This window comes from Algimonas porphyrae (genome assembly GCF_041429795.1).
Lineage (GTDB): Bacteria > Pseudomonadota > Alphaproteobacteria > Caulobacterales > Maricaulaceae > Litorimonas > Litorimonas porphyrae.
In genome coordinates this window covers 2,677,329-2,702,663 of record NZ_CP163424.1, presented here as the reverse complement: position 1 = coordinate 2,702,663, position 25,335 = coordinate 2,677,329, and the positions used below count along the sequence as shown (strand labels likewise).

The window sequence follows — 25,335 nt, the reverse complement described above, 5'->3', positions numbered from 1 at the left end:
TGCCCGGGATGACAAAGAATAGGGGCGGTGAGAGCCCGGCGTTGCGGGGTCGGGTCTAAGGGGATCAAGGAGACAGGCCTGCGATGGACGTGACTGCAGTTTGCGAACTGCGCTCAATCTTGGGCGACTGAGCTCAACTCGGCTCAGCGTTCTCAGCTTGGGTCGGGGAGGACGCGGACGGGGAGGATGCCGCGGCGGCCGCCGCGTTCGACTTCGATGTCCCAGACGGGCGAGCCCTGTTCGTCGCGGAAAATGCGTTCTGCATCGCGCGTGGATCGCACGTCCCGCCCATTGATGCTGATCAGAAAATCGCCGGGACGGATGCGGTTCACATTGGCGGCGGTCCGACGCTGGACTTTTAGGACCATGACGCCGGTGAGATAGGGGTCGAAGCCGAGCTCCTCGCCCAAGGCAGGGCTCATGTTGACGACCACGGCACCATCAAGCGGATGGATGCCGAGCAATTGCCGCTCGTCGCGGGCAGGGTTTTCCTGCGGCGTTTCGATGCGCACGGTCGCGCTGCGTTCGCGCCCTTCGCGCATATAGGCAATTCGGGCGCGGTCACCATTTTTCAACGTCGCCAGCGTAAAGCGCAGGCCGCTATCATCATTGATGGCATTTCCGTCGATTGACAGAATGACATCGCCCTTTTCCAGTCCGGCCGCGTCGGCGGGACCATCGGGCAGGAGTTCATTAATGACGGCCCCGCGGGCGCGGTCGAGGCCGAGCGCGGCGGCCATGGTGGTATCGACGGCGTCCGTGCGCGCACCGATCCAGGGCCGGACGATCTCGCCGGTCGACAGGGCGCTGTCGACGGCGCGTCCGACCAGTTCCGCCGGGATGGCGAAGCCAATCCCATTCGATCCGCCGGAGCGTGAGAAGATAGCCGTATTCACGCCGATCAACTCGCCCGACAGGTTGACAAGCGCCCCGCCCGAATTGCCGGGATTGACCGCGGCGTCGGTCTGAATGAAGGAGCTGGAATTGGAGACATTGGTGCGGCCCAAGGCGGAAATGATGCCGCTGGTCACGGTCTGGCCGACGCCGAACGGGTTGCCGATCGCCAGAACGATGTCGCCGATTTCCCGGTCGCCATCCATCTGTAGGCGAAGTGTCGGCAGGGCCTCGCCGTCCGGTTCGATCTGCAGGACGGCAATGTCGAGATCCTCGTCCTGGGCGATCACCTGCGCGGCAAATTCGCGCCGGTCATTGAGCACGACGCGCAACTCATCCGCGCCGCGAATGACATGGGCGTTGGTCACGATCGTGCCGTTGGACCGGACGATGACACCGGAGCCGAGCGAGTTCTCAGTGCGTTCCTGCGGGGCCTGTCCCATGCCGAGCATACGATCGAAAAAGTCAGACCCGGTAGTCCGGGCACGCGTGCGGACAGTCCGGGATGTGAAGATGTTGACGACGGCAGGCGCAGTCTCGGACACGACAGGAGCGTAGGATAGCTGGACCTCCATCTGCGAGGTCGGGACCTGCCGCATGGAGGACAGAAGCGGATTGTCGAGCGGGGTCTGCGCTAGGGCGGGGCCACTCAGCGTCAGGAACAGGGCTGCGGTCAGGGTTTGAAGAAATCTCATAGGCTATACGTAAGTCACCCCGCTCGGGAATCAAAGCGGGGTGACAGCTATGACCAAGGTTTAAGAAATCCTGGTCGATGTGAAAGCGCGGCGAGAGGCGCTTATTTGGCGTCCTTGGCTTTCTCCATGGCTGCCATCGCCTTGTCGAGAGCCTTGCGGGCGCGCTCGAGCTCTTTTTCGGCGTTGCGCAGATCGCGGTCGGCCTTGTCACTGTCGTCCTGCAGATCTTCGAGCATCCGGTTGGTCGCCGCGATCATGGACTGGGCCGAGCGCAGACGGGCTTCGTCGGACAGGAGCGGCGATCCGCTATTCATTGTGAAGGCGAAGCTGTTCTCGCCGTCACCGACCCAATTGCTGACATCCTCGGATTCGACGATCATGACTTTCCGTCCCTCGCCAATACCGCCTGGAAAGACAGACATTTCGTCAATGTCGACGGTCAGATTAAGATCTGAGAGCGCGCCCAGCTCATCTTCGGTGATCAGCGTCTTTTCGCCGTCCTCACCGACCCGGAAAATGGACCGCTCACCATCCTCGACACGGACTTCGATATGATCTTTGCCCTTGTTGCGAACGATAACCGTGCGGGTCTTGCCGTCATGGACCTCGCCTTGGCTCAAGGCCGTCAGGCCGGGTTCACCCGCGACGATCTGCTTCAGGCGCAGTGTATGTGGCGTGTTCGACTTGTCGAAATCCTCGCCGTATTCCGCAACGAGTTCTTCGCGCGTGAGCTCCTCGGTCGTGCCGTCACGGCTGACGCGAAGATAGGTTTTGACGCCGTCCGTTTCGCGAATTTCGAAACCCTTGCGTTCGCCGTTCTTATCGTCACTGACGACCCAGCGCATCACGTTCTTGGTCGAGGTCGTAGTCTTGCTATCGTCCGGTCTGACAATGACCGTTTCGATCTCCGTCTTGTCCGGATCGTCGGCGAGGCTCAAGGGTGCGCTGATCGCTGTTCCGGCCAGCAGAAGTGTGGCGAGCGCCCAGCGGGTCACGCCGCGTTTCGTATTCGTATTGGATCCCAGGGTCATCAATCTCTCCTTTACGGGATGGTGAAGGGACAGGGTCAATCCTGGCCCGGATACCGGCTTGGCACGTCCGGCGGTTGTGGCTGCGGTCAGCAGTGTTTCGGCATAATCTCCACGCGCCGTCTCGCCCATGCAGCGCAGCACGCTGGCATCGCAGGCGGCTTCCTGATCGGCCCGAAAACGTGGCCAGGCCCAGTGGATGATCGGGTTCGGCCAGTTGATCAGGCGGAACGCCATCATCGCCGTCGCCGTCCAGAGATCGCCGCGCCTGACGTGCAGCATTTCATGCAGCAGAGCGAGGCGACGCTGTTGCGGCGTGAAACGGGCATCAAAATCCTGCGGAATCACGATCAAAGGGCGACGCAGGCCGCAGACGAGTGGTCCGTCCGCATGCAGGCTCTGCCTGACTTGAGGCACAGTTTTCAGACCCGACAAACTCGCCGCGCGCTCTATGTCGGCAACGATCGCTACGCTGACATTTGTGGTCGTGTTGCGCAGGCGTCGCATTTGCCGTCGCTGCGACAGGATCAGCCAGCACAGGCCGATCACAATGCCGACCAGCCAGAAGCTCAGAATGGCGGGTGCGATCCAGGGCAGGACCTGATCCCAGAGGCTCACGCTCGGCGCGGTTTCGTTCAATAAGGCAACGCTGGTCACAAACTCTTCCGTCATCGCGGGCTGGACCATGATCGTTTGCGGTTCGGACCGCGTCAGAAAATCAGGCAGCCAGTGGCTGGGCAGATTAATCGGTGGCAGGACAAGCCGCAGGATCGGCAGAAGCCAGAGCGCATAGGCGATGCGGGGGCCAAAATGTCGCGCGACGGCCCGGCGGGTCAGCAGCACAAGCAAGAGCAGCGCGCTGACGCCAATGATAGTGTTGAGCAGCATATCAGTCACGGGCTTTCAACTCCCGGATAATGGCTTCCAGCTCGGCAATATCCGAATCCGAAAGCCCGTCTCCTTTCGCAAGATGCGCCACGATGGGCGCGGCACGGCCGCCGAACAGCCGTTCAGAGAAACGGCGAGTGGCACTGGCAGCATAAGTGTCGCGCGTGATCAGGGGGTGATAGAGATAGCGGCGCCCGTCACGTTCGACGCGAAGCGCCGATTTGTCGACCAGTCTGGACAGTAACGTCTTTATGGTCTGCAGCGACCGGTCATCACCATCAGGCAGGGCTGCATGAACATCGCTGGCCGCCAGTCCGGGGTGATCCCAGATGATGGTCATGACATCCAGTTCGGATCTGGCGATGGATCGAAACATGTGACCGCCCCTTTATTAACGACTACAGATGTAGCCGTTATGAGCGATTACAGATGTAGTCAATAACAAAAAACGAGTCTTACGGCGTTTTCATTTCCGCCAATCGATCAGTTATTCAACGCTGCAGCGTGAGGGAGCCCGTCGAAAATCGGATCCAGATAGGTCGCCTTATTGCCAGCGTCCCACGCCGATATATCCTTGATACAGAAATGCTCGATGGCAGGCGGCGTGTTCGCTTCCCGTCGCTCTGCCTCCCGACCACGGTAGGCCTCGATCTGTTCCAGCGTTGCCGCCGGACCGTTCAGACAGGCCGCAATCAGAGCGTTGGGCGTATCGTTCGGCACCTGAATGAATTCAGTCCGGTTATAGGCCACGTAGGACACAGTAACGGCATCATCGGCCAGATATTTGACGAACACCATGCGGCGGTAGCTGGGATTGTCGCTGGGACCTGTTTCGATCAGCAAGGTCGGAGACATGTCAGCGGCATCGGCTGCGGTCTGAGCCGTCGCGGAGTGACTAGCAAAGGCCATGATGAGCGTTGCTGTAACCATGCAAGTATATCTGCCAAAAGCCATGACGCCGTCCCTCATCTTGTGCCCCCAGCGCCACTTGCATAGCATAGATGAACAGAAGATTGCATGGCCAAACGCATCCAGAGACCCGGCGGACATCAGGGCATGACTGCGGCGCCTGCATCCTGCGCCAGCTTGAACAGGGCGTTCCAGTTCTCAGAAGAGTCCGGCATGATCCCGACGCGCACGAATATCAGATCGCGCGACGGCACGATCCAGATCAGCTGACCTTCGCGTCCCCCGGCATAAAAGGCGTCATAGGGCGGGGTGAATACCGTCTCGGGGTTGTCAGGGTTTTCGAGGGCAGGCCAGAAGCCGCCACCATACCCATTATTGTCACTAGTGCCGGGATTGCGGCGGACGAAATCGACCCAGCCGACGGGCAGGAGCATTTCGCCGTCCCACAGACCATCGCGCAGATGCAGCAGACCGAATTTGGCGTAGTCGCGGGCGCTGAGATAGAATTGCGAGCCTCCCTGTAGCGTCCCGGCGGCGTCATATTCTTCCACCCCATTCATACCGAGCGGACGGAACAGAACGGTATCGATCCAGTCGCTCATAACGGTGGGATCGGCGTTGCAAAGCCTCGGATCCTCGTCGGGGTCAAGGCATGTGCCGGGCAGCAGGGACTGCAGGGCACGTCCGATGACATGAAAGCCGAGCGTTGAATAATTCCAGTGTTCACCCGGTATATGGGCCGGCGGAAAATTTGCGCGCGCATAGGCCATGCTGTCAAATCGACCGGGTCCGTAATTCATCTGGATCACATCGCTATCGCTGAGGCCGGTCGCCTCCAGTTCGACATAATCCAGCCCGTCGAGCATTTGCAGCCAATGTCGCCAACTGATGTCGCTGCGCGGATCATCCGCTGCGAAGGGCCCCGGCATCGGATCGTCGATCGACGCGATCAGCCCGGACTGAACGGCACGACCGACAAGGGCGGATGTGATCGACTTGGCCACGGACCAGCTGATATGACGTGTCTCAGCGTTAAAGCCTGGCCGGTAACGCTCGTAAATGATTTCCCCGCCACGGATTATAACGATAGCCCGGGTTTCGCCGAGTCCGTCGCCAATCTCCGTGGTGAAAACTGGATCGAGAACCGCGTTAAGTCTCACCGACTGGACCACACTCAGAGGCTCGCCGACTGGCCAGCCCTGCGTCGGCCAAGCAACCGTGTCGGACTGGGCGGGAAGGGGAAACAGCGTGTTATCGGTTTGCGCGTTGGCAGACGGACTGAAGCCAACCACGAAAGCAATCAGACAGATTAGACTCGACCCACGCATGATCGGGTCTTTAGGAGGGCGTTATGAAGGCCGTCAAAGTTATTCTTGTTATCGTCAGTGTCGTGCTGCTGTGCGCCGCTGCGGCCTACCAGATCTGGCTGAAGCCGCAACTGACCTACGCTACGATAGCGGCCAGTTACGGGGCGAAGAAGTTCTGCTCATGCCTGCATGTTGCCGAACTGACGGTCGATCAATGCCAAGCCGATTTTAGCGAAGACGTTTCAATGGCGACCTTCATACCCGAAGACCGCGGCGCGCGGGTCGAGTTTCTCGGCGGACATATTTCGGCCCGCGCAGAATTTCGCGAAGGGCTGGGCTGTACGCTTCAGCCTCAGCGCTAGACGAGCAGCAATATGGCCGCGACAACCGCGATCAGCGTGCCGATGATCAAAACAGTGGACAGCCGGAGTCCGCGTCGCGCCTCACCCTTATGCATGTCGTCGGTCCGGCTTTGCAGATGATTTGGCATGGTACAATCTCCTGATTAGGGAACGATTATCCCTGTGGTCAGTTCCATTCCTGATGCGTAAGGCCCCGACACGGACTGTAACCGCGAGTGGGCAGCAGCCAGATCGAGGCCTGCGTCATTGATTGATTTATTACTCTCAAACCCCGTGGCTTGCGCCTATGCGCTGGTGGGGTTCGCCTTGTTCGGACTGACGTTGCAGCCGGGTCTGGCGCGGCGCTATCATATCAATCTGCCTATCATCTACATCGCTCTAGGCGCGCTAGCGACGTTGCTTGGTTTCCCCTATATCTCTCCGCTGAGTTCCGAGCTGCAAGCGCAGATCATCACGCATAGTTCTGAGCTCATCGTCATCATCAGCCTGACAGCAGCAGGTCTGGCCATCGACCTGAAAGCAGGCTGGCAGCGCTGGCACGCGACCTGGCGGCTACTCGGCATCGCCATGCCGCTGACCATATTGGCGCTGGTCTTTCTGGGTAGCTGGACCGGACTGGGTCTGGCGGGAGCCTTGTTGCTGGGTGCCGTTCTTGCACCGACGGACCCAGTCCTCGCGCGATCGGTTCAGGTCGGCGGACCGGGTCAAAGCGAAGATCCCACGCGAATTGCGCTGACCTCCGAGGCGGGACTGAATGACGGTCTGGCCTTTCCTTTTGTCTGGGCGGCGATCGCGCTCAGCTTGGGAACATTCGACTGGGTCGATTTTCTGGCCTATGACGTGCTGTACCGCGTGGGAGCTGGCATGGCGATCGGCTGGGGTGTGGGCTGGTTGATCACGCGGATTCTGTTTTCGAAATTCGGCGATGCGAAGAATGAGCGCAGCAGTCCGCTGATCGTCATGCTGGCCGCAACGCTCATCGCTTACGGGCTGGCCGAATTCGTACATGCCTACGGCTTCCTGTCCGTTTTCATCGCAGCCCGTTCAGGCCGCAAGCACAGTCCCGATCCTGAGATGCGCTCCGCCGATGAGCCCGCTTACGCGCGTGAAGCGCATGAATCGGCAGATCAGTTCGAAGGAATCATGATGGTCATTCTGCTGCTCTGGTTCGGAACATTCGTGGCGGCGGAATTGTGGACACAGTGGCGCTGGTCCGATCTTATCATTGCGCTGGGTCTGATTCTGATCGTGCGTCCGGTTGTCGGTTTGCTGGCCCTGATCGGTCTGGACTGTTCATTCAAGGAGCAGTTCAAGATGGCTTTCTTCGGCATTCGGGGCATGGGGACGATTTTCTATATTGCCTATGCCCAGACCCACGGTGCGTTCGAAGACATCGATGCGGTCTGGCGGATTGCCGGGCTCTGCATCTTGCTCTCCGTACTTCTGCACGAAAGTCTCGCCGGCTGGTTGTTCAACCGTTCGCGCTTGGCCATTCCGGCGGGAGAACGATCCACATCGGAGACCCATCCGGTCTAACGCCGCCCACCCGTTTCGAACCCGAACAGGTTGACCAGATGGACGACGAGCATGAACCCCAAAGCAATCGCGACCAGCGCAATGATCATCCAGGGCATGCGGTAGGGTCGTATGTCCGTCTTTTCCTGAAATCGCAGGCGGATTCCGATGGCGGCCAGCACGGCACAGACGGCAATGCCGCCTAATGTCAGGATCAGATGAAGCGTGTCATCCATAATGGCCGCATAGTTTACCTGCCCGTTTTCCCGGGCGGCGCGGCGGTAACACCATGTTCGGTCTTGTGCCAGTGAAAGGGGCGGGTTCGCAGCTCGAAAAGTGCAGCCATGAAAGGCGGGAACAGCATTAGCCAGTAGAGAGGCATAAGGGGGACATGAGCCAGCAGTCGGAACTGCCCGGCCCGGACCGCTCCGATAGCCCCGACGGCCATGCCGCAGGCGAGGCTGACCCCGAGCGCACCGAGATAGACACCCGGCATCGGGCTCTCGATCAGACCGCTAAAGGAAGCGATGGCAAACAGGGTCAAGTAGAGGATCACCGGCGCGTAAAACAGCACCGACAGGAGTGAGAGACCGAGCGTGAGCTGAAGCATGACGACGCGACGCCACCCGCCCGACAGTGGCCTGTTCATATGAACCAGCCAGGTTTGGATGTAACCTTTGATCCAGCGCGAGCGCTGACGCATCCAGGGCCGAAGGCTGGAAACGGCTTCCTCTTTGGTGGGGGGCGCGATCCAGCCGATCCGTCCGCCCAGCGCCGCCAGCCTGAATGCCAGATCCGCGTCTTCGGTGACGTTATAGGCGTCCCAGCCGCCGACCGCTTCCAGCTCGGCGCGCCGCATATGATTGGACGTTCCGCCGAGAGGGAAAGGTAGACCTGCGCGGTCATAAAACGGCAGCAGGACCGTGAACAGTCCGGCATATTCAAGCCCGAACTGCGCTGCTAGCCGGCTGTCGCTCGTGTTGAAATATAGCAGCGGTGCCTGCAGGGCGACCCAGTCAGGATGTGCGGCAAAGGCGCTCGCCGCGTCCCTGAGCTGGTCGGGGTGGGGGCGGTCCTCCGCATCGAAAATCGTGACAAGCTCGCCGCGTGAGCGTGACAGCGCATAATTGAGCGCACGCGGTTTTGTCTGGGGTTCGCCGCCGGGGTCTGTTTCCGGAACGATAAGGACGCGGAAGGGCGGCTTCGCAACCTGCTGCGCCCGGCGGATCGTGAGAGCGTCACAGGCTTCGCAAATCAGAATGATGTCGAGCTTGTCCTTGGGATAGTCGAGGGCCGTGAGGCTATGGACCAGACCATCGACCATATGCGCTTCTCGAAATAGCGGGAGCAGGATCGTATAGTCTGGGAGATCGTGTTCAGCGATCGGAGCGGCAGCGACTCGGCGCGGGGTCAGACATGCCAGCACCCGAATCAGGCCGAGCGCCACGCTGACCCAAGCAACCAGCATCGTCAGATTGCGCAGGATCAGCCCCAGATCCGTATCCGATAGAATACCTGCAGCGAAGAGGAGGGACAGGACCATGGCCGTCCCGCCACTGGCGATGGACGAAGCTGGACGAAGCCTGTCGGCATGTCCCGGCAGGCGGTCGCGGCGTCTGCGCGGCACGAGATGTTGATTGTTGGTCCCCACAACCGAAAGTAAAGGAGGCGCAGGGCGGCGTTGCAACGCCTAGTTGGGCGCCTTGAGCCTTGAACAGGCCCATTCCGCCGCATCACGGACCTCGAACACATCGGAATGCGTGTGTTTTTCCGCAATTGCTGCTAAAGATTGTCGTTGCGAGTTACCGATGGCGTACAAAACATTACGCAGGAAGCGGGTCCAGCCAATCCGCTTGATCGGCGATCCGGAAAAGCGTTTTCGAAAGCCGTCAGCTCCGAGGCTTGCCAGTTCGGCCAGCATCGGCGCATTCAGATCCTCTCGAGCGGCGAGTTTAATCTCCTGTCCGGCGACGGCGAACTTGTTCCATGGGCAGACGGCCAAGCAATCATCGCAGCCATAGATCCGGTTGCCCATTTTCTCCCGCAACTCAACGGCGACAGGTCCTGCATGCTCGATCGTCAGATAGGAAATACAGCGCCGCGCATCGAGCTGATAAGGCGCTGGAAAGGCGTCTGTCGGACAGGCCACCAGACAGGCCGTGCAACTGCCGCAATGATCGCTTTCCGGCTCGGTCGGAGTCAGGGTCGCCATCGTGAGTATGGTGCCGATGAATAGCCAGTTGCCATAGTCCCGGCTCAACAGATTGGTGTGCTTGCCTTGCCAGCCGAGTCCCGCCGCTGCTGCCAGAGGCTTCTCCATCAGCGGGGCCGTATCGACGAAGACTTTTACGTCCTCGCCAGTATCGCGCGCCAAGAGCCCGGCCAGCTCCTTCAGCCGTCCTTTCATGACGTCATGATAGTCCCGTCCGCGTGCATAGACACTGATTGTCGCGCGATCAGTCTGATCCAGCGTCACCATGGGGTCGGTCTCGGGACCGTAATTCATCCCCAGCACGATTGCGGACCGTGCCTCCGGCCAGAGCGCATGCGGGTGCTGGCGGCGGTCTAGCGTTTTGGCCATCCAGGCCATCGAACCGTGGCGACCTTGCTGAACAAACTCACCCAGCCGCTGACCAGCAACATCGCCGAAATCACTCAGATCAGCGATAAAGGGTTCGGTAAAGCCCAGCGCAGAAGCGCGGACGCGCAAGGCAGCCAGAGGGTCGTCAGCCCTGGCCGACATCAGAAGTCCAGATCGGCATAATGTTGCGGCGGGCGGATGCCGGGAATACGGTCATTGAGCAGGGGCCTAAAGGACGGGCGCGACTTGATACGCTGATACCAGTCCTGAACCAGCGGGAATTGCCGCCAGTTGACTTCGCCCAGATAATCGAGACAGGACAGATGCGCCGCCGTGATGATATCTGCCAATGTGAAGGCCGGACCCGCCAGGCCGTCCCGCTGTTCCAGCAGCCAGCCAATATAGACGAGGTGATCGCGTAGGGCGGCACGGCCCTCTCGCAAGGCTGTCGTATCGGGTGTGCCGCCAAGGCGGACCGTCTCGAGCTTCTCTGGCAGGATCAAGGCATTGACCTCGTGATCGAACCGTTGACCGAACCAGTTGCAGAGACGGCGGATTTCGGCGCGTTCATGACGTTCACCTGGCAGTAGTGGCGTCCGGGAGCTGGCTTCGTCTGCATATTCGCAGATTGCCTGCGTGCCGACAATGGTAACGTCTCCGCTCTGGATCCGGTCCGTCAGCACAGGCGGGACTTCCTCGACCGCCAAGGCGAGAAACGTATCGTCCGGTTCCCACGGATCGATCTCGATCTCGCGCAATTTCAGTTTCTTTTCGGCAAAGCAGATGCGAACGGCGCGGCAGCCCGGATGCAGGGGATAATGGTAGAGCGTCCGCATCCGGTCAGGTTAGACCCAACATGGCAAACGAAGCTTTAAGTAACAGGGTTAAAACGGCTTCAGCGGCTCGAAAAGCGCACATTGCCGTGGGCCGTCGCACACCCCGCCGGATGAGGGTGGATCAGAATGTCGGCGGCTGGAAAAGCACTCATCAGGCGTTTTTCTGCGGCAATGACGATATCGTGGCTGTCGGCGAGCGAAAGGTGCGGGTCCAGATCGAGCTGCATCTGAATATGAAGATGCGGCCCCGCTGCCCGCGTGCGCAGATTGGTGACGGCGCGAATCTCCGGATCGGCCATGACGCGGGCGATGATGAGCTTACGCTCGCCCGGTTCCAATTCTCCGTCCATGAGCTGCATCCAGGCCAGTCTAGCCACGCGGTACCCGGTCAGCAGCAACCACAGCGCCATAACGATGCCGACGACGGCATCTGCCCAGTGTGCATCAGTCAGGGTTGCAACAATCAGTCCCGAGATGACGAACAGATTGCCGAACAGATCCGCCGTATAGTGCGCCCGGTCACCCCGCACGGCGATGGACCCGGTCGCCCTGATCGCCCAGCTCTGGGCGATCAGCAGCCAGACAGTCAAGACAGCGAAAAATCCCATCACCACGATCGCAATCGTCGATCCGTCGATCGCATGGCTATGGCCGTGGTGATCGTGGCTCAGACCGCCACCGCCGATCAGCGCGTCAAATGCAGCGCCGAACAGATAGAAAGCTGCCAACCCGATCAGGCAGACTTGGAAGACGGCTGAAAAGCTCTCCGCCTTGCCGAAGCCGAAGCGATAGCGGTCCGTCGGTTTGCGCGCTGCAAACCGCACAGCGACGAACGAACTGGCCGCAGCGACCATGTCGAGCGCGCTATGCACGAGCGAGGACAGGACGCCGACGGAGCCCGTCAGGGTAAAAAGCCAGATCTTCCCGACCGCCATGAAGACGCCGAGGGTGAGCGCGATGGCTGTAATCCGCCGTGTAATGACGGCAGAGCCTTCGGGGGGAAGTCGCCCCGGCCGCCCCTTGCGGTCCGGCAGGTCGAAACGGTCATCGCGCCCTCCGCTTTGACGGAAGGTGCGCGCAAGCTCTTCATCTGTCGGTCCTGACGCTGACATAGCGGCTAATGTAGCATAGATGCGTCGTTATACCATAACTTAAACTGTAGGCTTGGCGCATCAGCCAGACAGGTCTAAGCGGCGCAAAACAGGACTGGATGGATCGTCCCATGATGAAACGTCTCTGCCTGCTGGCGGCCTCGGTTTTTGCCTTTGCAGGATGCAACCCGACCGCCGACACGGATGTCAACAAGTTACCCCTGCCAGCGACGTCGCAAGCCGATCCGGATATGTCGCCGGCTGGCGCAGCCTCACGGGATCATGTGCCGCACGCGCAGCTGCCTGAAACCGTCATTCCAAGCGCCTACACCATCAACTTGTCCATCGATCCCAAAGCTGATGGGATGTCGGGAACGGTCCGCATTGACGCAGAGATCAAGCCCGATGTCGATGGGTTCTGGATGCATGCGAAAGACATGACCATCAACGAGGCGTCCATGACGGATGGTGATGACACGATACTTCTAAGCCCGGATCCCGTCGATCTTTCCGAAGCGCCGTCAGGCCTTGTCTGGATGCAAGCGGATCGTGCCCATCCCGGCGGGGCCACGACAATCGCGCTGAATTACGCAACGCCCTATAATCAGAACCTCAATAGCGCCTACAAGGTGGAGCGCGGCGACGATGCCTACATCGTTACGCAGATGGAACCACTGGGCGCGCGAGAAGCCTTTCCGTCCTTTGACGAACCGAAATATAAACAGCCTTTTACGCTCAGTATTACGGCACCGGCTGGCAATGTCGTTGTGTCCAATACGCCCAAGGTTTCGGAACAGCCTGTCGACAATATCGATGGTCAGGTGATGATAGAGCACCGTTTTGCACAAACGCGCCCGCTCCCGACCTATCTCATCGCCTTTGCCGTCGGTCCTTATGATGTAGTCGATTCCGCCGACATTCCGCCCAATGATGTGCGCGACCGCCCGATCAAGCTGCGTGGTCTTGCCGCGCGCGGCGAGGGCAAACGTCTGGCCTATGCGCTGGAAAATACGAATGGCCTCCTCTCTGCGCTGGAAGGATATTTCGGACGGGAGTATCCCTATGAGAAGCTCGATCTGATCGCTGCTCCGGAGTACGCTTTCGGTGCGATGGAAAATCCGGGGCTGATCGTCTACCGCGAATATCTGCTGCTGCTCGATGAGAACGCGCCCCTGTCGCAAAAGCGGGCCTATGCACGCGTTCACAGTCACGAACTGGCGCATCAATGGTTCGGCAATCTTGTCACGCCGGTCTGGTGGGAAGATATCTGGCTTAATGAGGCGTTTGCGACCTGGATGGGCAATAAGGGCCTGACCCTGTGGCAACCGGACGGCGATTTCGACAATGTGACGCTCAACGCGTCGCTCGGCGTGATGAATACGGACATGCTCTCGACGACGCGCAAAGTGCGTGAACCGCTGGACCGCTCAGAGAACGTGATGGATCAGTTTGACGGCATTACCTACCGTAAAGGCGGTGGCGTGCTGGACATGTTCGAAAGCTATGTCGGCGAAGCCGCCTTTCAGGCCGGTGTCCGCCTGCACATGGATCGGTTCGCCGATGATGTGGCGACGGCAGACGATTTCTTTCAATCGATCGCAGACGGATCCGGCAATGCCGATGTCGTCGCGGCGATGAAAAGCTTCGTCGATCAACCGGGCTTGCCTCTCGTCACTGTCGATGATGTTCTCTGCACGGCTGACCAGACCGCTCTCATTCTGTCCCAAAGTCGATATGCCCCTCTCGGTTCCAAGGTCGAGCAGGGTCAGTCGTGGAAAATCCCGGTCTGCGCCAGGTTGGGGACCGACCCCCGGACGAGTTGCATGCTTCTGTCCAAGTCCGAGGATGACGCTGTTCAGGCTCTTCTTTCCGAGACGGATGAATGTCCGGCCTTCGTCATGCCGAATGCCGACGGTGCAGGTTATTACCGCTTCACGATGGGGAGCGGTCTTTGGGCTTCGTTGATGACCAATCTCGATCAGTTGACAACCAAGGAAGCGCTCTCGGCGCAAGATAGCCTTGTTGCGGCGTTCCGCGCAGGTGAAGTCGACGCCGAAACCTTCCTGTCCGGCATGAAGGCCTTTGCTGCACATCCGGATTATGATGTCGCATCCGGGTCGACGCGTCTGCTGCAGTTTATCCATGATGAGTTTCCGGATGCGCGGGACGGACTGGCCGCGTATGTGCGCGAGACTTATCAGGACCGCTACCGCAGGATTCGCGGCGAGGATTCGGTCGAAGGCAATCTGCTGGCGCCGTCTCTTGGCAATCTTTTGGCGACAGTCGGCCGGGACAATGACGCCAAAAATTATCTGCTGCGTCAGGGAACGCTCTATCTCGGTCTTGGCGTACTGGAACAAGATGAACCCAAACGTGCCGACGTACCATCGAATATTCTCGGTTCAGCCTTTCGCGAAGTGATGCGGCGTCTGCCAGAGCCAGCCTTCGAGCCGCTTGTTGCTCTCGCTTCGAATGGATCCCCGCTGGAGAGGAGCGCGGCCTTGAGTGCGCTCACCGTGACGCCGGATGCGGATCAGGCCCAGCGATTGCTGGAGATGGCCCTCGCCCAAGACAGCCCGTTTACGGGTCGTCAGAGCGGATCCATTATATCGGGTCTAATCGGGAACGAGGCCCATACGGGCATGGCGTGGGATTGGTACAAGGCGAATTTCGACACCTATATGACCCGCAAGGTTCCGGACGTTCGCCGGGGACGGGCGCCTCTGATTGCGTCGGGCTTCTGTTCGCTGGAGAAGCGGGACGAGGTCAGGACCTTCTTCACGCAGAATGCAGCTGTGATTCCCGGATATGAGCGGTCGCTGGCTCAGACCATCGAGAGTATCGAACTCTGCGCCGCGTTGAAGACGGGGCAGGGCGCTTCGCTTAGCGACGCATTATCCCGATAGCATTTCTCTGCAGGGCATCTTTTTGTCGTTGCGGGGCTCCGTTCAGAACCCGCGCAATTTGTCGGGCCATGGCTTTCGGTCCGTCAAGTCCGACAGGCTCAACCAGACTGACCTGAACGCCCGTCTCTGACCATTCTGCTGCGAGCGCGGCCTGCAGCGTGCGTTTGGCATCGCGGGCTACCGTCTTCATGGCCCCCTCTCTGGTATGAGATCCGGACCGCGATCCGGCAATGACCAGATGGCCCCCTGATCGTTTCAGAAAGGGTTCGGCGACCTCGCTGATCATCGCCAAAGCGACGACCTGCATATTCATCGCCCGTCGCCAGTTACCAAGGTTTGAGCGATTGTTTGCCAGCACCGCATCGATCGTACCGAAGCGCTCCTCGCCAGCCTTCAGCAGCGGTCGAACATTGTCGGGATCGGTCGGCACGCACCGCATTGGCAGCGTCGCTTGATCCGGTAGCTCGTCGCAGACGGATTGCAGAGATGAGAGCGATGAGCTGCCCATAACGACGTTCCAGCCCGCCCGGCCCAGCCGGACGGCGCAGGCCTTGCCGAGTGGGGATGCAGCATCCGTGATGACGATTGTTCGAGGCACATTGAACTAACCCGCCGCAAAGCCGCATCGTTCCAAGATTGACAACAATTCTATGGTGGTGCGTAACGCTTCGCTAACGCGCGATAGCCTAATCGCGCCTATGACGTGGTGGCAGGCACTCCTACTCGCCCTGATACAAGGGCTGACGGAATTTCTTCCCGTCTCCTCATCCGCACATCTGATCCTGCCCGAAGCCGTTCTTGGCTGGACCAAGCAAGGCGTGCTGATCGATGTGATGGCGCATGTCGGAACGCTGTTTTCCGTCTTGATCTATTTTCGCAAGGATGTGGCCGAGATGCTGATCGGTTTGCGCGAACTCTTACAGCGCAAGCTGACGCGAGGTTCCATTCTGGCGCTCAATCTGATCGTCGCAACCCCGCCGGCCCTACTGTTCGGCTTTCTGCTGGCGGTCGGCGGATGGGACGAAGCCTTACGCGATCCGGCTATCATCGCCGCCGCTACGATCATCTTCGGCATTGTTCTCTGGCTGTCGGATATCTGGGCCCGCGATGACCGGGCGATGGACACGCTGAGCTGGCGCGGTGCCTTTGCCATGGGGCTGGCGCAAATGCTGGCGTTCATTCCCGGCACGTCCCGGTCCGGGATCACCATGACGGCAGGGCGGGCCATCGGTCTGTCCCGGGAGGCTGCGGCCCGCTTTTCCATGTTGATGAGCCTGCCGATCATTGGCGCCGGTGGAGCCTATGCGCTGGTCAAACTGGCCAGCGGCGACGATATCGGAGACGCGACACTGGGGCAGGGGTTATTGGTCGCCATCCTGTCCTTCATCGTCGCCTATCTCGCCATCGCGCTCTTCATTCGCTTCGTAACGCGGATCGGCTTCCTCCCTTTCATGATCTACCGACTGGCGCTGGGCGGCGCATTGATCGCCTGGCTCGCCCTGACCTGACATCATTGTCATACACCTCATAGCCGAGTGTTATCGACAAGCCGGGTCGGATCACTCTATCGCAGCGCCCATGCGTCGCTTTTTTCTGGCATGTCTGATTGGTCTGTTGGCTCTGCCGGCGTTTGCGCAGACCGTGGCTCAGACGCCCCGTCAGCCGGGCCTTGATCTGCGAGAGCTGGATCGCCGGGCGACGCAGATGATGCAGCAGAGCCAGATGTCCGGTCTGGCCATGGCCGTCGTCCGGGACGGGGAGATGATCTTCGTTCGGGGTTATGGCGAACGCGCCAGAGGGACCGGGCTGCGGGTCGATGGCGATACGGTCTTCCGTTGGGCATCTGTATCGAAAAGCGTGGCGGCCGCAACATTGTTGCAGCTTGTCGAGACAGGCGCCGTGGACCCCAGCCAGCCGATCGAAGAGCTGGCCCCATCGCTGCGCTTGCCTCCAACGGATAACCGCCACACGGTCATCGACCTTCTGTCCCACCGGATCGGCATTACCCGGAACGCCTATGATGGTCGGATCGAAGACGGACGCGCGGCCAAGGACCTGCGTGACGAAGTCGGTGATTTGCCTTATCTGTGTGCGCCGCGAACATGCCATACCTATCAAAATGTCGTTTACGATGCGTCTGCCGAGATCGTAGAGGAGGTCACGGAGCTGCCTTATAAGACAATCATCCAGCGCGACATATTCGATCCGCTCGGCATGAAAACGGCGAGCCTCACACGCGAAGGATTGGTCAGAAACCGCAACTGGGCGCAGCCACATGGGCGCCGGGGACAGCGGATCAATCGGCTGAAGCCCGGCTATTACCGGGTTCCGGGTGCGGCGGGGGTGAACAGTTCCGTGCGGGATCTCGCACGCTGGATGACGGCGCTGATGCCGATCGAACCCGGCCATGCTCAGCGCGACCACCCCGATCACACCTTATATTCGACGGCGAACCTGACGGCGATGATGACGCCGATCGTGCCGACACCCCGTGAACAGCGCATGCTGAACCGGAATTTCCATGCGCTTCGGAACAGCCATTACGGTCTCGGTCTGCGTGTGTACGATTATCATGGTCGCAAGGTTGTCGGCCACCGCGGTGGGGTCGAGGGCTATCGCTCCCTCATTCTATTCGATCCGGAATTACGCACGGGAATTGCGGTGATGTGGAATTCCCCACACAGCCAGCCGATCGGCCTGCAACTGGAATTCCTGGACCAGCTCTACGGTTTGCCGCGCCGGGACTGGCTGCAACTCAGCCGACGTCGCCCGAGTTGATGGACAGGCTGCTATCCTGCGTGGGCGGCCTCAGTCGGATGCCAGATAATCGGTGATACGATCCGCCGCGCTCATCAGCGACTCCATGGAGGCCGCATAGGACAGGCGCAAATAGCCCGGTGCATGGAAGGCTGATCCCGGTACGGTCGCCACGCCCGCTTCCTGCAGGATCGCCATGGCCAGATCGGAATCAGTGCGAAAACCTGCCCGCGCCATCGCCTCCTGGCAGTCGAGGAACAGATAGAAGGCCCCGTCTGGTTGCGCGCCTCGCAGGCCTGTCTTTTCGAGCGATGTTCGCAGCGCAATGCCGCGTGCGCGGTAGGTCTGCCGCCATTCTGTCAGAAAGCCATGATCGCCGTTTAATGCCGCGACAGCCGCCCACTGGCTGGGTGCTGCGGGGCAGGATGTCGTCTGACCAATGAATTTTCGCATCGCGGCGATCAGCCATTCCGGTCCGCCCGCATAACCGATCCGGAACCCCGTCATGGCATAGGCCTTGGACACGCCATTCATGGTCAGAACCCGCTCCGCCAGATCCGGGGCAACCTGGGCCAGGGTTGCGAAGTCGGCGTCGCCATAGACAAGATGCTCGTAAATATCGTCGCTGAGCACCATGATCTCTGGATGCGCCCTCAGGACCTCGGCAAGAGCTTCCAGCTCTGCGGCACAATAGACCGCTCCCGTCGGGTTGCCAGGCGAGTTCAGGATCAGCCAGCGCGTATTCCGCGTCACCGCGTCCGAGAGGGCCTCGGGCGTGATCTTGAAGTCCGGTCCGCCTTTGACCAGAATGGGCGTCGCCCCAGTCATCCGTACCATGTCGGGATAGCTGACCCAGCAGGGGGTCGGGATGATGACCTCGTCGCCCGGACCGACTGTGACGGCGAGAGCGTTCCAAAGAACGGCCTTGCCGCCGGGAGCGACGCTGATCTCCGAACGCGAGAAACTCAGCGCGTTGTCGCGCGCAAACTTTGCAATGATCGCGTCTTTCAGCGCCGGGATGCCGTCTGCTGCCGTGTAGCCAGTATGGCCCTCAGCCATCGCCTGACTGGCGGCGTCGAGAATATGCTGCGGCGGGGCGAAATCCGGCTCTCCGACGCTTAGGCTGATCACATCACGTCCCTGCGCACGAAGATCGCGGGCGGCCTGAGTCACGGCCATGGTCGCGCTATCGGCGATGCGCTGAATGCGGTCGGAAAGATGCATAATCGTGGCGTTGCTATCGCGTCACTGCTAGCGCCACAATATGAGTGTGCGTGAAACATTTGTCCTGCTGATGGTCTGCACCATCTGGGGACTGCATTTTTCCGTCATGCGAACGGCGATTGGCGAGTACGGTCTGCCGCCGATTTTCTATGCGGCGATGCGCATGACGCTGGTCGCTCTGATCATGTTGCCATTCCTGCGATGGCATCCGGGGCAGATGCGGTATGTGCTCATTGGCGGGCTCGGTTTCGGCGCGCTGAATTATGCCTTCATGTTTCCGGCCATGGGTATGACGACGGCCAGTGCAGCCGCCGTCGCGGTCGAACTGTATATGCCGTTCTCTGTGCTCCTTGGGGTGTTGCTGCTGGGTGAGCGTATTCGCGGCTGGTCCATTTTCGGAATCATTCTCGCCTTTGTCGGCGTGGCGATCATCGGGTTTGCAGGGCCGGGAGAGGCTGTCGGGCCTCTGTTCCTGCTGGGTGTCGGGTTGATCGTCTGCGGCGCGTTCAGCGAGGCCTGTGCTGCGATCGCGGTCAAACGGACGAAGGGCATCGGCCCGTTTCAGCTGGTCGCATGGTTCGCGGTCGTCGGCACGATCGTCCTGTGGCCCCTGACCTTGATCACCGAAACCGATCAAACGGTCGCTTTCGCGCCAGAGCTGCGCTGGACCTTCGCAGCGGCGCTGGCCTATTCGGTCCTGCTCGTCAGTATCGTGGCACATGGCAGCTATTACTGGCTGCTGTCGCGATTGCCGATACAGGTCGTCGCGCCCGTCGGTCTGCTCAATACGATCATCGGCGTTCTGGGTGGCCTGATCATTCTGCGGGAACCTCCGTCGGCGGCTCTGTTCATCGGCGTGGGCGTCACGCTGGCTGGAGTCGGGATCGTCATCTGGCGCAGCAATAAGCGTCCTGGCGCGCGTCAGGGCAGCGAAGGAACCGATATCGTCACATCCACGCCCTGATTGCGCCATGCTGCTCCGTCAAAACATGCCGCATGAACTACTTTTTCAAGATGTCGCGGTGCCGGGGTTCCACATTCGAAACCTGTCTGTTCTGGCTTACACTGGGTCTCTCTGTGCTGGTGCTGATCGCGGATACAAACAGTCCGGTGTGACAAAGCCGTAAACCCTGCGAGCTGCGGCTTGGACTCGGCGCGAACCCTGCTAAGCGGATTTTTCACAGGGGCATGATCACGCCCCGGAGGAGAGCCGACCGCGCGTGACAGCGTTTGCTGCATATCAGACCGATCAAGGGGCAGGCTTCTCGCCCTATCATGATCCCGACCCGCTCGCCGATTTCCTCGAGGATGACGCCCAGCGCGGGACAAGCACGTTTCTGATTGCGGCTGTGATCCATGTGGGACTGTATTTCGCGCTCACCTCCAATTTCGTCATGCCTGATCTCAAGCCCGATGAGCCGGAGGTCATTCCGGTCCAGATGGTCACATTCGAAGCGCCGCAGCCAGAACCGGAACCTGTGGTCGAAGCCGAACCTGCGCCTCCCGTGATACCTGTTCCCGCCCAAGCCCCAAGCCCGCAGCTGACACCGCCGCCCATGCCCATTCGCGAGCCTGAACCCGAACCCGAGCCCACACCCGAGCCAGAGCTCCTGCCTGAACCAGACCCTCAACCCGAGCCAGAACCCGAGCCCGAGCCCGAGCCCGAGCCCGAGCCCGAGCCCGAGCCAGAGCCAGAGCCCCTGCCTGAACCAGAACCCGTTGAAGAACCCGATGTATCGCCTCCGCCACTGCCTGAGATTTTGTCTCAGCCAGTTGTCGAACCCGAAGTCGACACTGTGGCCGACCCATTGCCAGAGCCAGAGCCAGAACCGCTTCCCGAGCCAGAAGCTGAGCCCATGCCGGAACCCGATCCCGCCCCCGTCACGCCCGAGCCCGAGCCAGAGCCTGAGCCCGAACCTGAGCCCGAGCCTGAGCTTGAGCCCGAACCTGAGCCTGAGCCCACTTTCGAACTCGACCTGGTTCTCGATTCTGAGCCTTTGATCGATTTCGAGCCGCTACCCGTGCCCGAACCTGTCCAGGAACCCGACCCGGACTTGCAGCCGGTCGTGACGCCAGAACCAGCCATCGAAGAGCCGGTTCCTGGGGTTATCACACCGGACCCTTTGCCGGATCCGATCGAGCCCGAACCGCTGCCGGTTACGCCTGATATGACGGCGCCAGCCCCTGCCGAGCCCGTTGCGCCGGAGAGCGAAATCTTGCCCGAACTGGACTTGGAGCCCGCGCCCGAACCGATCGAGACTGAACCGGAGATACTGCCGCCAGCCACTATTCTGGCATCCCCCGACGCCCCGGAAACGATTATTGAAGAACGGCGTGCCGTATCCGAAGAAGAGTCCGATCCGTTTCTGGACCTGTTACAGCGCGATCAGCCTTTGGCGCCAGCCAATCCGGCGGACCCGGCTGCGACACGCGCGCCTGCCGGCGGCGGCGGTGGCGGCCCAGTGCCGACCACAGGCAGCGTAACCGCACCGCCGCCGGGCGGCGGGACCCGTCGGGCATCGCCGGGGGCTGCAGGCTGGACACTGGCTCCGGGTAGCTACGGCAATTCACCTGGTGCGGGCTACGATGGTCTCAATCTCGACATTCGCTGCCGCGAAGCGGGCAAGAGCCATGAGGATTGTCCGGAGTATCTGCGGACGTTCCAAGGGCGGGACAAGGACGGATTCGAAGACTTCGAACGCTACAGACCGCGCGGTACGGATCGGGGTCCAGCCGACCAGACGCGGGCGACGGGTCAGGGCATCGCCTCCAGTCGCGCCCTCGGCGGCTGGGGCTCCACGTCCGTGGACCCGGGCGGTCCGTCGACGACTTTGATGGACGATGGTCCGGAGGTCAGTTTCGACCGTGAATTCCTGTCCAACCCGGTTCGTATCGAGGAAGACCCGCGCCGCCTTCGTGATCTGTTCTCGGAACCGGATGATGACGAAGATCTGTATGCGATCGAGGAATTGATCCTGCCCGAACCCGAAGCCGATGACGAGTGAGACATGCGTCCGGTTGTAAGCCCCGACCCATCCGATTAAGGCCACGTGCATGAGCGATTTTCCGACAGGCCAGAGACTGGACAGGTGCTGGCTGGATCCGGATCTGTATGCCGGAACGGTCACCGTGCGACCGCGCTTTCAGGATCTCGATCCGCTCAATCATATCAATAATGTCGCCATGGCGGCCATGTTCGAAGATGCGCGCGTGCGGTTCAATCACCCGATGCGCGAGCATTTTCAGACTGGCACGATTCGCACCATGGTCGCGGGTCAGACGCTGAACTATCTGAACGAGTGTCACTTGCGGCCCGACCTGACCTTCCATCTCGGCATCGGCCGGATCGGTGCGTCCTCATGGGTCATGCAGGCCGCTGCCTGGCAAGGCGAGCAGCCTGTGCTGCTGGCGATGGCGACGCTGGTCAGCACGCAGTCGGGCCGTCCCTGTCCGGTCCCTGACGGGCTGCGCGTCATGCTCGAAGCGCGACGGATGAAGGTCCCGGCATGAGGACGCTTTACGGCGTGTTTGGCGCGGTCGGTCATTGGACCGACTGGCACCGTTTTTTCGCCCTCTCATCTCAGGGTCTGTTTCGCTCCTGTCTGGCGCTGACGCTCTGCTTTCCCGCGCTCTGGCTGGTACTGATCGGGCTGGAAACCGAACGGGCCCGGCTGGCGGATGTGGCTGTGCCTGACTTTCGGCCCGGGCCTTTCATCGCGATCATCGGCCTGTGGCTGTTGAGTTTTCCGGTGACGGCCTGGCTGATCGCTACGCTGATGAACCGCGCGGAGCGTTTTTCTCACTGGGTTATCGTGCGCAACTGGGCGTTAGTCTGGCTTTGCCTCGGGCTCGGCGTGATCTTCCTGCTTGTTCTCTATGCCGGCGTGCCGACGATTGTCGGATACGGCGCATTGCTGGCGGCCTATCTCGGCCTGCTGCCGATCGATATCCGTCTGGCCCAGCGGGTTGCCGGGTTCCCGCTGATGACGGCGATCCTGGTCGGCTGCATCATTGTGTCGACCGGCATGATGGTGATGCTGGCCGGACTCTTGAACGTGCTTCAGTCCGGATAGGCGACACTGATCAGGTAGAGCCCGTCCGGGGGCGATACCGGGCCGCACAGGGTCCGGTCCCTGGCTTCCAAGGCCGCGCGCATATCGTCCGCATCCCACTTTCCCCAGCCCACTTCGACCAGACTGCCGACCATGGACCGGACCTGCTTGTGCAGGAAGGACCGTGCTGAAAATTCGCAATGGATTTCCGCGCCGACCCGCGCCACCCGCGCCATGTCGAGCGTCTTGACCGGGCTCTTGGCCTGACATTGCGTGTCGCGGAATGTGGTGAAGTCATGTTGACCGATCAGCACTTGTGCGGCGTCGTGCATGGGCTCTGCGTCGAGCCTGACCGGCACGCGCCAGACCCGACCCCGATCCAGCGCCAGTCGCGGACGACGATCGATGATCCGGAACAGGTAGCGCCGTTCCCGCGCATCGAACCGGGCATGCCAGTCATCCGGCATGATCGCCGCATCCAGCACGCTGATCGGATGATCGCCGAGATGGTGATTGAGCGCATCGCGGACCTTGTCGGCGCGCAGGGTCTTGACCAGGTCGACATGGGCGACCTGTCCCAACGCATGTACGCCGCTATCGGTGCGACCCGATCCGTAGACGTCTGATCCGTCCGGATCGAGCCGGGCAACCGCCGCTTCCACCGCGCCTTGAACGGACGGGCCATGATCCTGCCACTGCCAGCCCATATAGGGCGCGCCGTCATATTCGAGTGTCAGCTTGTAGCGTGGCATGAAGCAGTTCCAATTTTCGATCCGGCAGACCAAAAATAGCAAGATGGCGCGAGGGTTGCTCGCGGATCAATGACGCAGTCTGATTCAGGCTGCTGAATATTGCCCCAGCGCTTCGGCCAGTTCGGGATGCATGATCCAGTCGCCCGTATCATCGTCAAGCTTGGCAATGGCGCGGATTGGGGATTGCGAATCGGTTTCGTCGACGGCCAGATCCAACTGGTCGGCAATACGTTTGCCGAGCTTGCTGTAATGCGCCTTGGCCGACGTGTCGCGTTTCCAGCCGACCAGATCGGCAAGATCCTGAGCGCTCATCCGGCGTTCCGGCGCGGCGGCGTGGGCGCTCAGCATCAGATAGTCCTTCTTGCTCGGTGTCTGGGTGTTCAGCGCCTCCAGATAGCCTTCGACGGTGCCGATGTGGCTCGCCCGTCGATCCTCCTTCAATCCATCCAGATGGCTGTCGACCCAGGATTTGGCACTGGCCAGATCGTCGAACGTGTCCGGATGGGCGAGGCCGCCATCCCCGGTCAGCAGCCGGGCCCCCTGATGGTTGTGGACGATGGAATATCCGTGATAATCTTCAAATTGTCTTGCAGTCATCTGCTTAACTTATGGCAAAGTTTCGCCTTTGGCTACCGGTGTCCCTTGCCTGAAGGCGTCTGCGTTCATTTTCCCCTTTCCGGCGGGCTGAACCTGTAACAGGCGCAAGGCGCCCGTACCGCAGGCGATCAACAGATCATCGTCCAATACCTCGCCGGGCTGGCCTGTGCCGTTTTCCGGCTTGGCCAGATGCACTTTGACGCGTTTTCCACCCATCTCGCACCAAGCGCCGGGAAAAGGCGATAGGCCGCGAATGAGACAGTCGAGCTCGTGCGCGCTGCGCGTCCAGTCGATCCGGGCCTCGGCCTTGTCGATCTTGTGCGCATAGGTCGGCTCGCCCTGTTGCGGCGTGGGGGACAAGGCACCGCGTTCGACCGCGCCGAGCACGCGCGGCCACATTTGCGCGCCTGTCTGCGCAAGCCGGTCAAATAATGTGGCCGCCGTATCGATCGGGCGGATCGGGACGGTTTCGGACAGCAGAATAGCGCCTGTATCGAGGCCCTTTTCCATCTGCATGATCTGCGCCGCGGTCTGACTGTCACCCGCCATGATGGCCCGCTGCACCGGGGCGGCCCCGCGCCAACGCGGCAGTAGGCTCGCATGCAGGTTCAGGCATCCGTGGGTGGGCGCATCCAGTGCGCGTTGCGGCAGGATCTGCCCATAGGCGACGACACAGGCGATATCGGCCTTGAGTGCTTCCAGCCCGTCAATCACGGATGGTTTGCGAAAGCTTTCCGGGGTTTCGACCGGTAGACCCATGATTTCGGCAAACTGGTGCACCGGTGATTTCGTCAGGCTCTGCCCACGCCCGGCCTTGCGCGGCGGTTGCGTATAGACCCGCACGACATGATGCCCATTCGCCACGATCTCGGCCAGGCTCGGCACGGCAAACTCGGGTGTGCCCATAAAGACGACATTTAGCGGCAAAGTCAGTTCCTTCG

General features: G+C 60.7%; 25 protein-coding genes. 9 read left to right on the top strand and 16 right to left on the bottom strand.

Features of this window, described 5'->3' with window-relative positions:
• Positions 1-152 precede the first annotated feature (152 nt).
• The 5 genes from AB6B39_RS13115 to AB6B39_RS13095 form a co-directional block, all read right to left on the bottom strand.
• Positions 153-1,589 (bottom strand): Do family serine endopeptidase, encoded by a 1,437-nt coding sequence (locus AB6B39_RS13115; protein WP_284373819.1) that lies wholly within the window; start codon positions 1,587-1,589, stop codon positions 153-155.
• 101 nt (positions 1,590-1,690) lie between these two features.
• The gene (locus AB6B39_RS13110) at positions 1,691-3,505 is read right to left on the bottom strand and encodes a M56 family metallopeptidase (RefSeq protein ID WP_284373828.1); all 1,815 of its coding nucleotides are present in this window, start codon (positions 3,503-3,505) and stop codon (positions 1,691-1,693) included.
• A 1-nt stretch (position 3,506) separates the two neighbouring features.
• The gene (locus AB6B39_RS13105; protein WP_284373817.1) at positions 3,507-3,881 is read right to left on the bottom strand and encodes a BlaI/MecI/CopY family transcriptional regulator; all 375 of its coding nucleotides are present in this window, start codon (positions 3,879-3,881) and stop codon (positions 3,507-3,509) included.
• Between the two features lie 107 nt (positions 3,882-3,988).
• The gene (locus tag AB6B39_RS13100; RefSeq protein WP_284373815.1) at positions 3,989-4,459 is read right to left on the bottom strand and encodes a hypothetical protein; all 471 of its coding nucleotides are present in this window, start codon (positions 4,457-4,459) and stop codon (positions 3,989-3,991) included.
• Positions 4,460-4,554: 95 nt separating this feature from the next.
• The gene (locus AB6B39_RS13095) at positions 4,555-5,742 is read right to left on the bottom strand and encodes a serine hydrolase domain-containing protein (protein WP_284373812.1); all 1,188 of its coding nucleotides are present in this window, start codon (positions 5,740-5,742) and stop codon (positions 4,555-4,557) included.
• 23 nt (positions 5,743-5,765) lie between these two features.
• Between AB6B39_RS13095 and AB6B39_RS13090 the strand changes: the two genes are divergently transcribed.
• A complete protein-coding gene (locus tag AB6B39_RS13090) occupies positions 5,766-6,083 on the top strand; it encodes a hypothetical protein (protein WP_284373810.1) in 318 nt (105 codons plus the stop codon).
• On the opposite strand, the gene AB6B39_RS13085 is transcribed toward AB6B39_RS13090, so the two are convergent.
• Positions 6,080-6,211 carry a hypothetical protein gene (locus AB6B39_RS13085; RefSeq protein WP_284373807.1) on the bottom strand — a complete coding sequence of 44 codons (132 nt, stop codon included), beginning with the start codon at positions 6,209-6,211 and terminating at the stop codon, positions 6,080-6,082. The two genes, AB6B39_RS13090 and AB6B39_RS13085, sit on opposite strands and share 4 nt — an antisense overlap.
• Positions 6,212-6,329: 118 nt before the next feature.
• Here AB6B39_RS13085 and AB6B39_RS13080 point away from each other — a divergent pair, with 118 nt between their 5' ends.
• A complete protein-coding gene (locus tag AB6B39_RS13080; protein ID WP_284373805.1) occupies positions 6,330-7,619 on the top strand; it encodes a cation:proton antiporter in 1,290 nt (429 codons plus the stop codon).
• Here AB6B39_RS13080 and AB6B39_RS13075 read toward each other — a convergent pair.
• From AB6B39_RS13075 to AB6B39_RS13055, 5 genes are all read right to left on the bottom strand, one after another.
• Positions 7,616-7,834 (bottom strand): hypothetical protein, encoded by a 219-nt coding sequence (locus AB6B39_RS13075; protein ID WP_284373803.1) that lies wholly within the window; start codon positions 7,832-7,834, stop codon positions 7,616-7,618. The two genes, AB6B39_RS13080 and AB6B39_RS13075, sit on opposite strands and share 4 nt — an antisense overlap.
• 14 nt (positions 7,835-7,848) lie before the next feature.
• Positions 7,849-9,225 (bottom strand): glycosyltransferase family 2 protein, encoded by a 1,377-nt coding sequence (locus tag AB6B39_RS13070; RefSeq protein WP_284373800.1) that lies wholly within the window; start codon positions 9,223-9,225, stop codon positions 7,849-7,851.
• A 63-nt stretch (positions 9,226-9,288) separates the two neighbouring features.
• On the bottom strand, positions 9,289-10,341 hold the full coding sequence (gene queG, locus AB6B39_RS13065; RefSeq protein WP_284373798.1) for a tRNA epoxyqueuosine(34) reductase QueG: 1,053 nt from the start codon (positions 10,339-10,341) through the stop codon (positions 9,289-9,291).
• A complete protein-coding gene (locus AB6B39_RS13060; protein ID WP_284373796.1) occupies positions 10,341-11,015 on the bottom strand; it encodes a glutathione S-transferase family protein in 675 nt (224 codons plus the stop codon). The genes queG and AB6B39_RS13060 overlap by 1 nt, the downstream gene beginning before the upstream one ends.
• A 59-nt stretch (positions 11,016-11,074) precedes the next feature.
• Positions 11,075-12,127 (bottom strand): cation diffusion facilitator family transporter, encoded by a 1,053-nt coding sequence (locus AB6B39_RS13055; protein WP_284373794.1) that lies wholly within the window; start codon positions 12,125-12,127, stop codon positions 11,075-11,077.
• Positions 12,128-12,237: 110 nt separating this feature from the next.
• Between AB6B39_RS13055 and AB6B39_RS13050 the strand changes: the two genes are divergently transcribed.
• Entirely contained in the window at positions 12,238-15,012 is a 2,775-nt protein-coding gene (locus AB6B39_RS13050) for a M1 family metallopeptidase (RefSeq protein WP_284373792.1), read from the top strand.
• On the opposite strand, the gene AB6B39_RS13045 is transcribed toward AB6B39_RS13050, so the two are convergent.
• Positions 14,990-15,610 (bottom strand): SDR family NAD(P)-dependent oxidoreductase, encoded by a 621-nt coding sequence (locus tag AB6B39_RS13045; protein ID WP_284373790.1) that lies wholly within the window; start codon positions 15,608-15,610, stop codon positions 14,990-14,992. The genes AB6B39_RS13050 and AB6B39_RS13045 overlap by 23 nt on opposite strands.
• Positions 15,611-15,710: 100 nt before the next feature.
• Between AB6B39_RS13045 and AB6B39_RS13040 the strand changes: the two genes are divergently transcribed.
• The gene (locus tag AB6B39_RS13040) at positions 15,711-16,520 is read left to right on the top strand and encodes an undecaprenyl-diphosphate phosphatase (RefSeq protein ID WP_284373789.1); all 810 of its coding nucleotides are present in this window, start codon (positions 15,711-15,713) and stop codon (positions 16,518-16,520) included.
• 70 nt (positions 16,521-16,590) lie between these two features.
• Positions 16,591-17,790, top strand: a complete 1,200-nt coding sequence (locus tag AB6B39_RS13035; RefSeq protein WP_284373787.1) for a serine hydrolase domain-containing protein — start codon at positions 16,591-16,593, stop codon at positions 17,788-17,790.
• 30 nt (positions 17,791-17,820) lie between these two features.
• Here the strand turns inward: AB6B39_RS13035 and AB6B39_RS13030 are convergent, their stop codons facing one another.
• A complete protein-coding gene (locus tag AB6B39_RS13030) occupies positions 17,821-18,993 on the bottom strand; it encodes a pyridoxal phosphate-dependent aminotransferase (RefSeq protein WP_284373785.1) in 1,173 nt (390 codons plus the stop codon).
• Positions 18,994-19,033: 40 nt separating this feature from the next.
• On the opposite strand from AB6B39_RS13030, the gene AB6B39_RS13025 reads away from it, so the two are divergent.
• The 4 genes from AB6B39_RS13025 to AB6B39_RS13010 all read left to right on the top strand — a co-directional run bounded on the left by AB6B39_RS13025 (position 19,034) and on the right by AB6B39_RS13010 (position 23,066).
• Positions 19,034-19,957 (top strand): DMT family transporter, encoded by a 924-nt coding sequence (locus tag AB6B39_RS13025; protein ID WP_371398618.1) that lies wholly within the window; start codon positions 19,034-19,036, stop codon positions 19,955-19,957.
• Positions 19,958-20,213: 256 nt separating this feature from the next.
• Positions 20,214-21,998, top strand: coding sequence for a hypothetical protein (locus AB6B39_RS13020; protein WP_284373781.1), 1,785 nt, complete (start codon positions 20,214-20,216; stop codon positions 21,996-21,998).
• A gap of 49 nt (positions 21,999-22,047) precedes the next feature.
• Positions 22,048-22,503 carry an acyl-CoA thioesterase gene (locus AB6B39_RS13015; RefSeq protein ID WP_284373779.1) on the top strand — a complete coding sequence of 152 codons (456 nt, stop codon included), beginning with the start codon at positions 22,048-22,050 and terminating at the stop codon, positions 22,501-22,503.
• Positions 22,500-23,066, top strand: coding sequence for a hypothetical protein (locus AB6B39_RS13010; protein WP_284373777.1), 567 nt, complete (start codon positions 22,500-22,502; stop codon positions 23,064-23,066). Before AB6B39_RS13015 ends, AB6B39_RS13010 begins: the two co-directional genes overlap by 4 nt.
• Here AB6B39_RS13010 and truA read toward each other — a convergent pair.
• The 3 genes from truA to fmt all read right to left on the bottom strand — a co-directional run bounded on the left by truA (position 23,054) and on the right by fmt (position 25,321).
• Positions 23,054-23,797 carry a tRNA pseudouridine(38-40) synthase TruA gene (truA, locus tag AB6B39_RS13005; RefSeq protein ID WP_284373775.1) on the bottom strand — a complete coding sequence of 248 codons (744 nt, stop codon included), beginning with the start codon at positions 23,795-23,797 and terminating at the stop codon, positions 23,054-23,056. The genes AB6B39_RS13010 and truA overlap by 13 nt on opposite strands.
• A gap of 84 nt (positions 23,798-23,881) precedes the next feature.
• The gene (locus AB6B39_RS13000; protein ID WP_284373773.1) at positions 23,882-24,394 is read right to left on the bottom strand and encodes a hypothetical protein; all 513 of its coding nucleotides are present in this window, start codon (positions 24,392-24,394) and stop codon (positions 23,882-23,884) included.
• 9 nt (positions 24,395-24,403) lie between these two features.
• On the bottom strand, positions 24,404-25,321 hold the full coding sequence (fmt, locus tag AB6B39_RS12995; protein WP_284373771.1) for a methionyl-tRNA formyltransferase: 918 nt from the start codon (positions 25,319-25,321) through the stop codon (positions 24,404-24,406).
• Between the last annotated feature and the right edge of the window lie 14 nt (positions 25,322-25,335).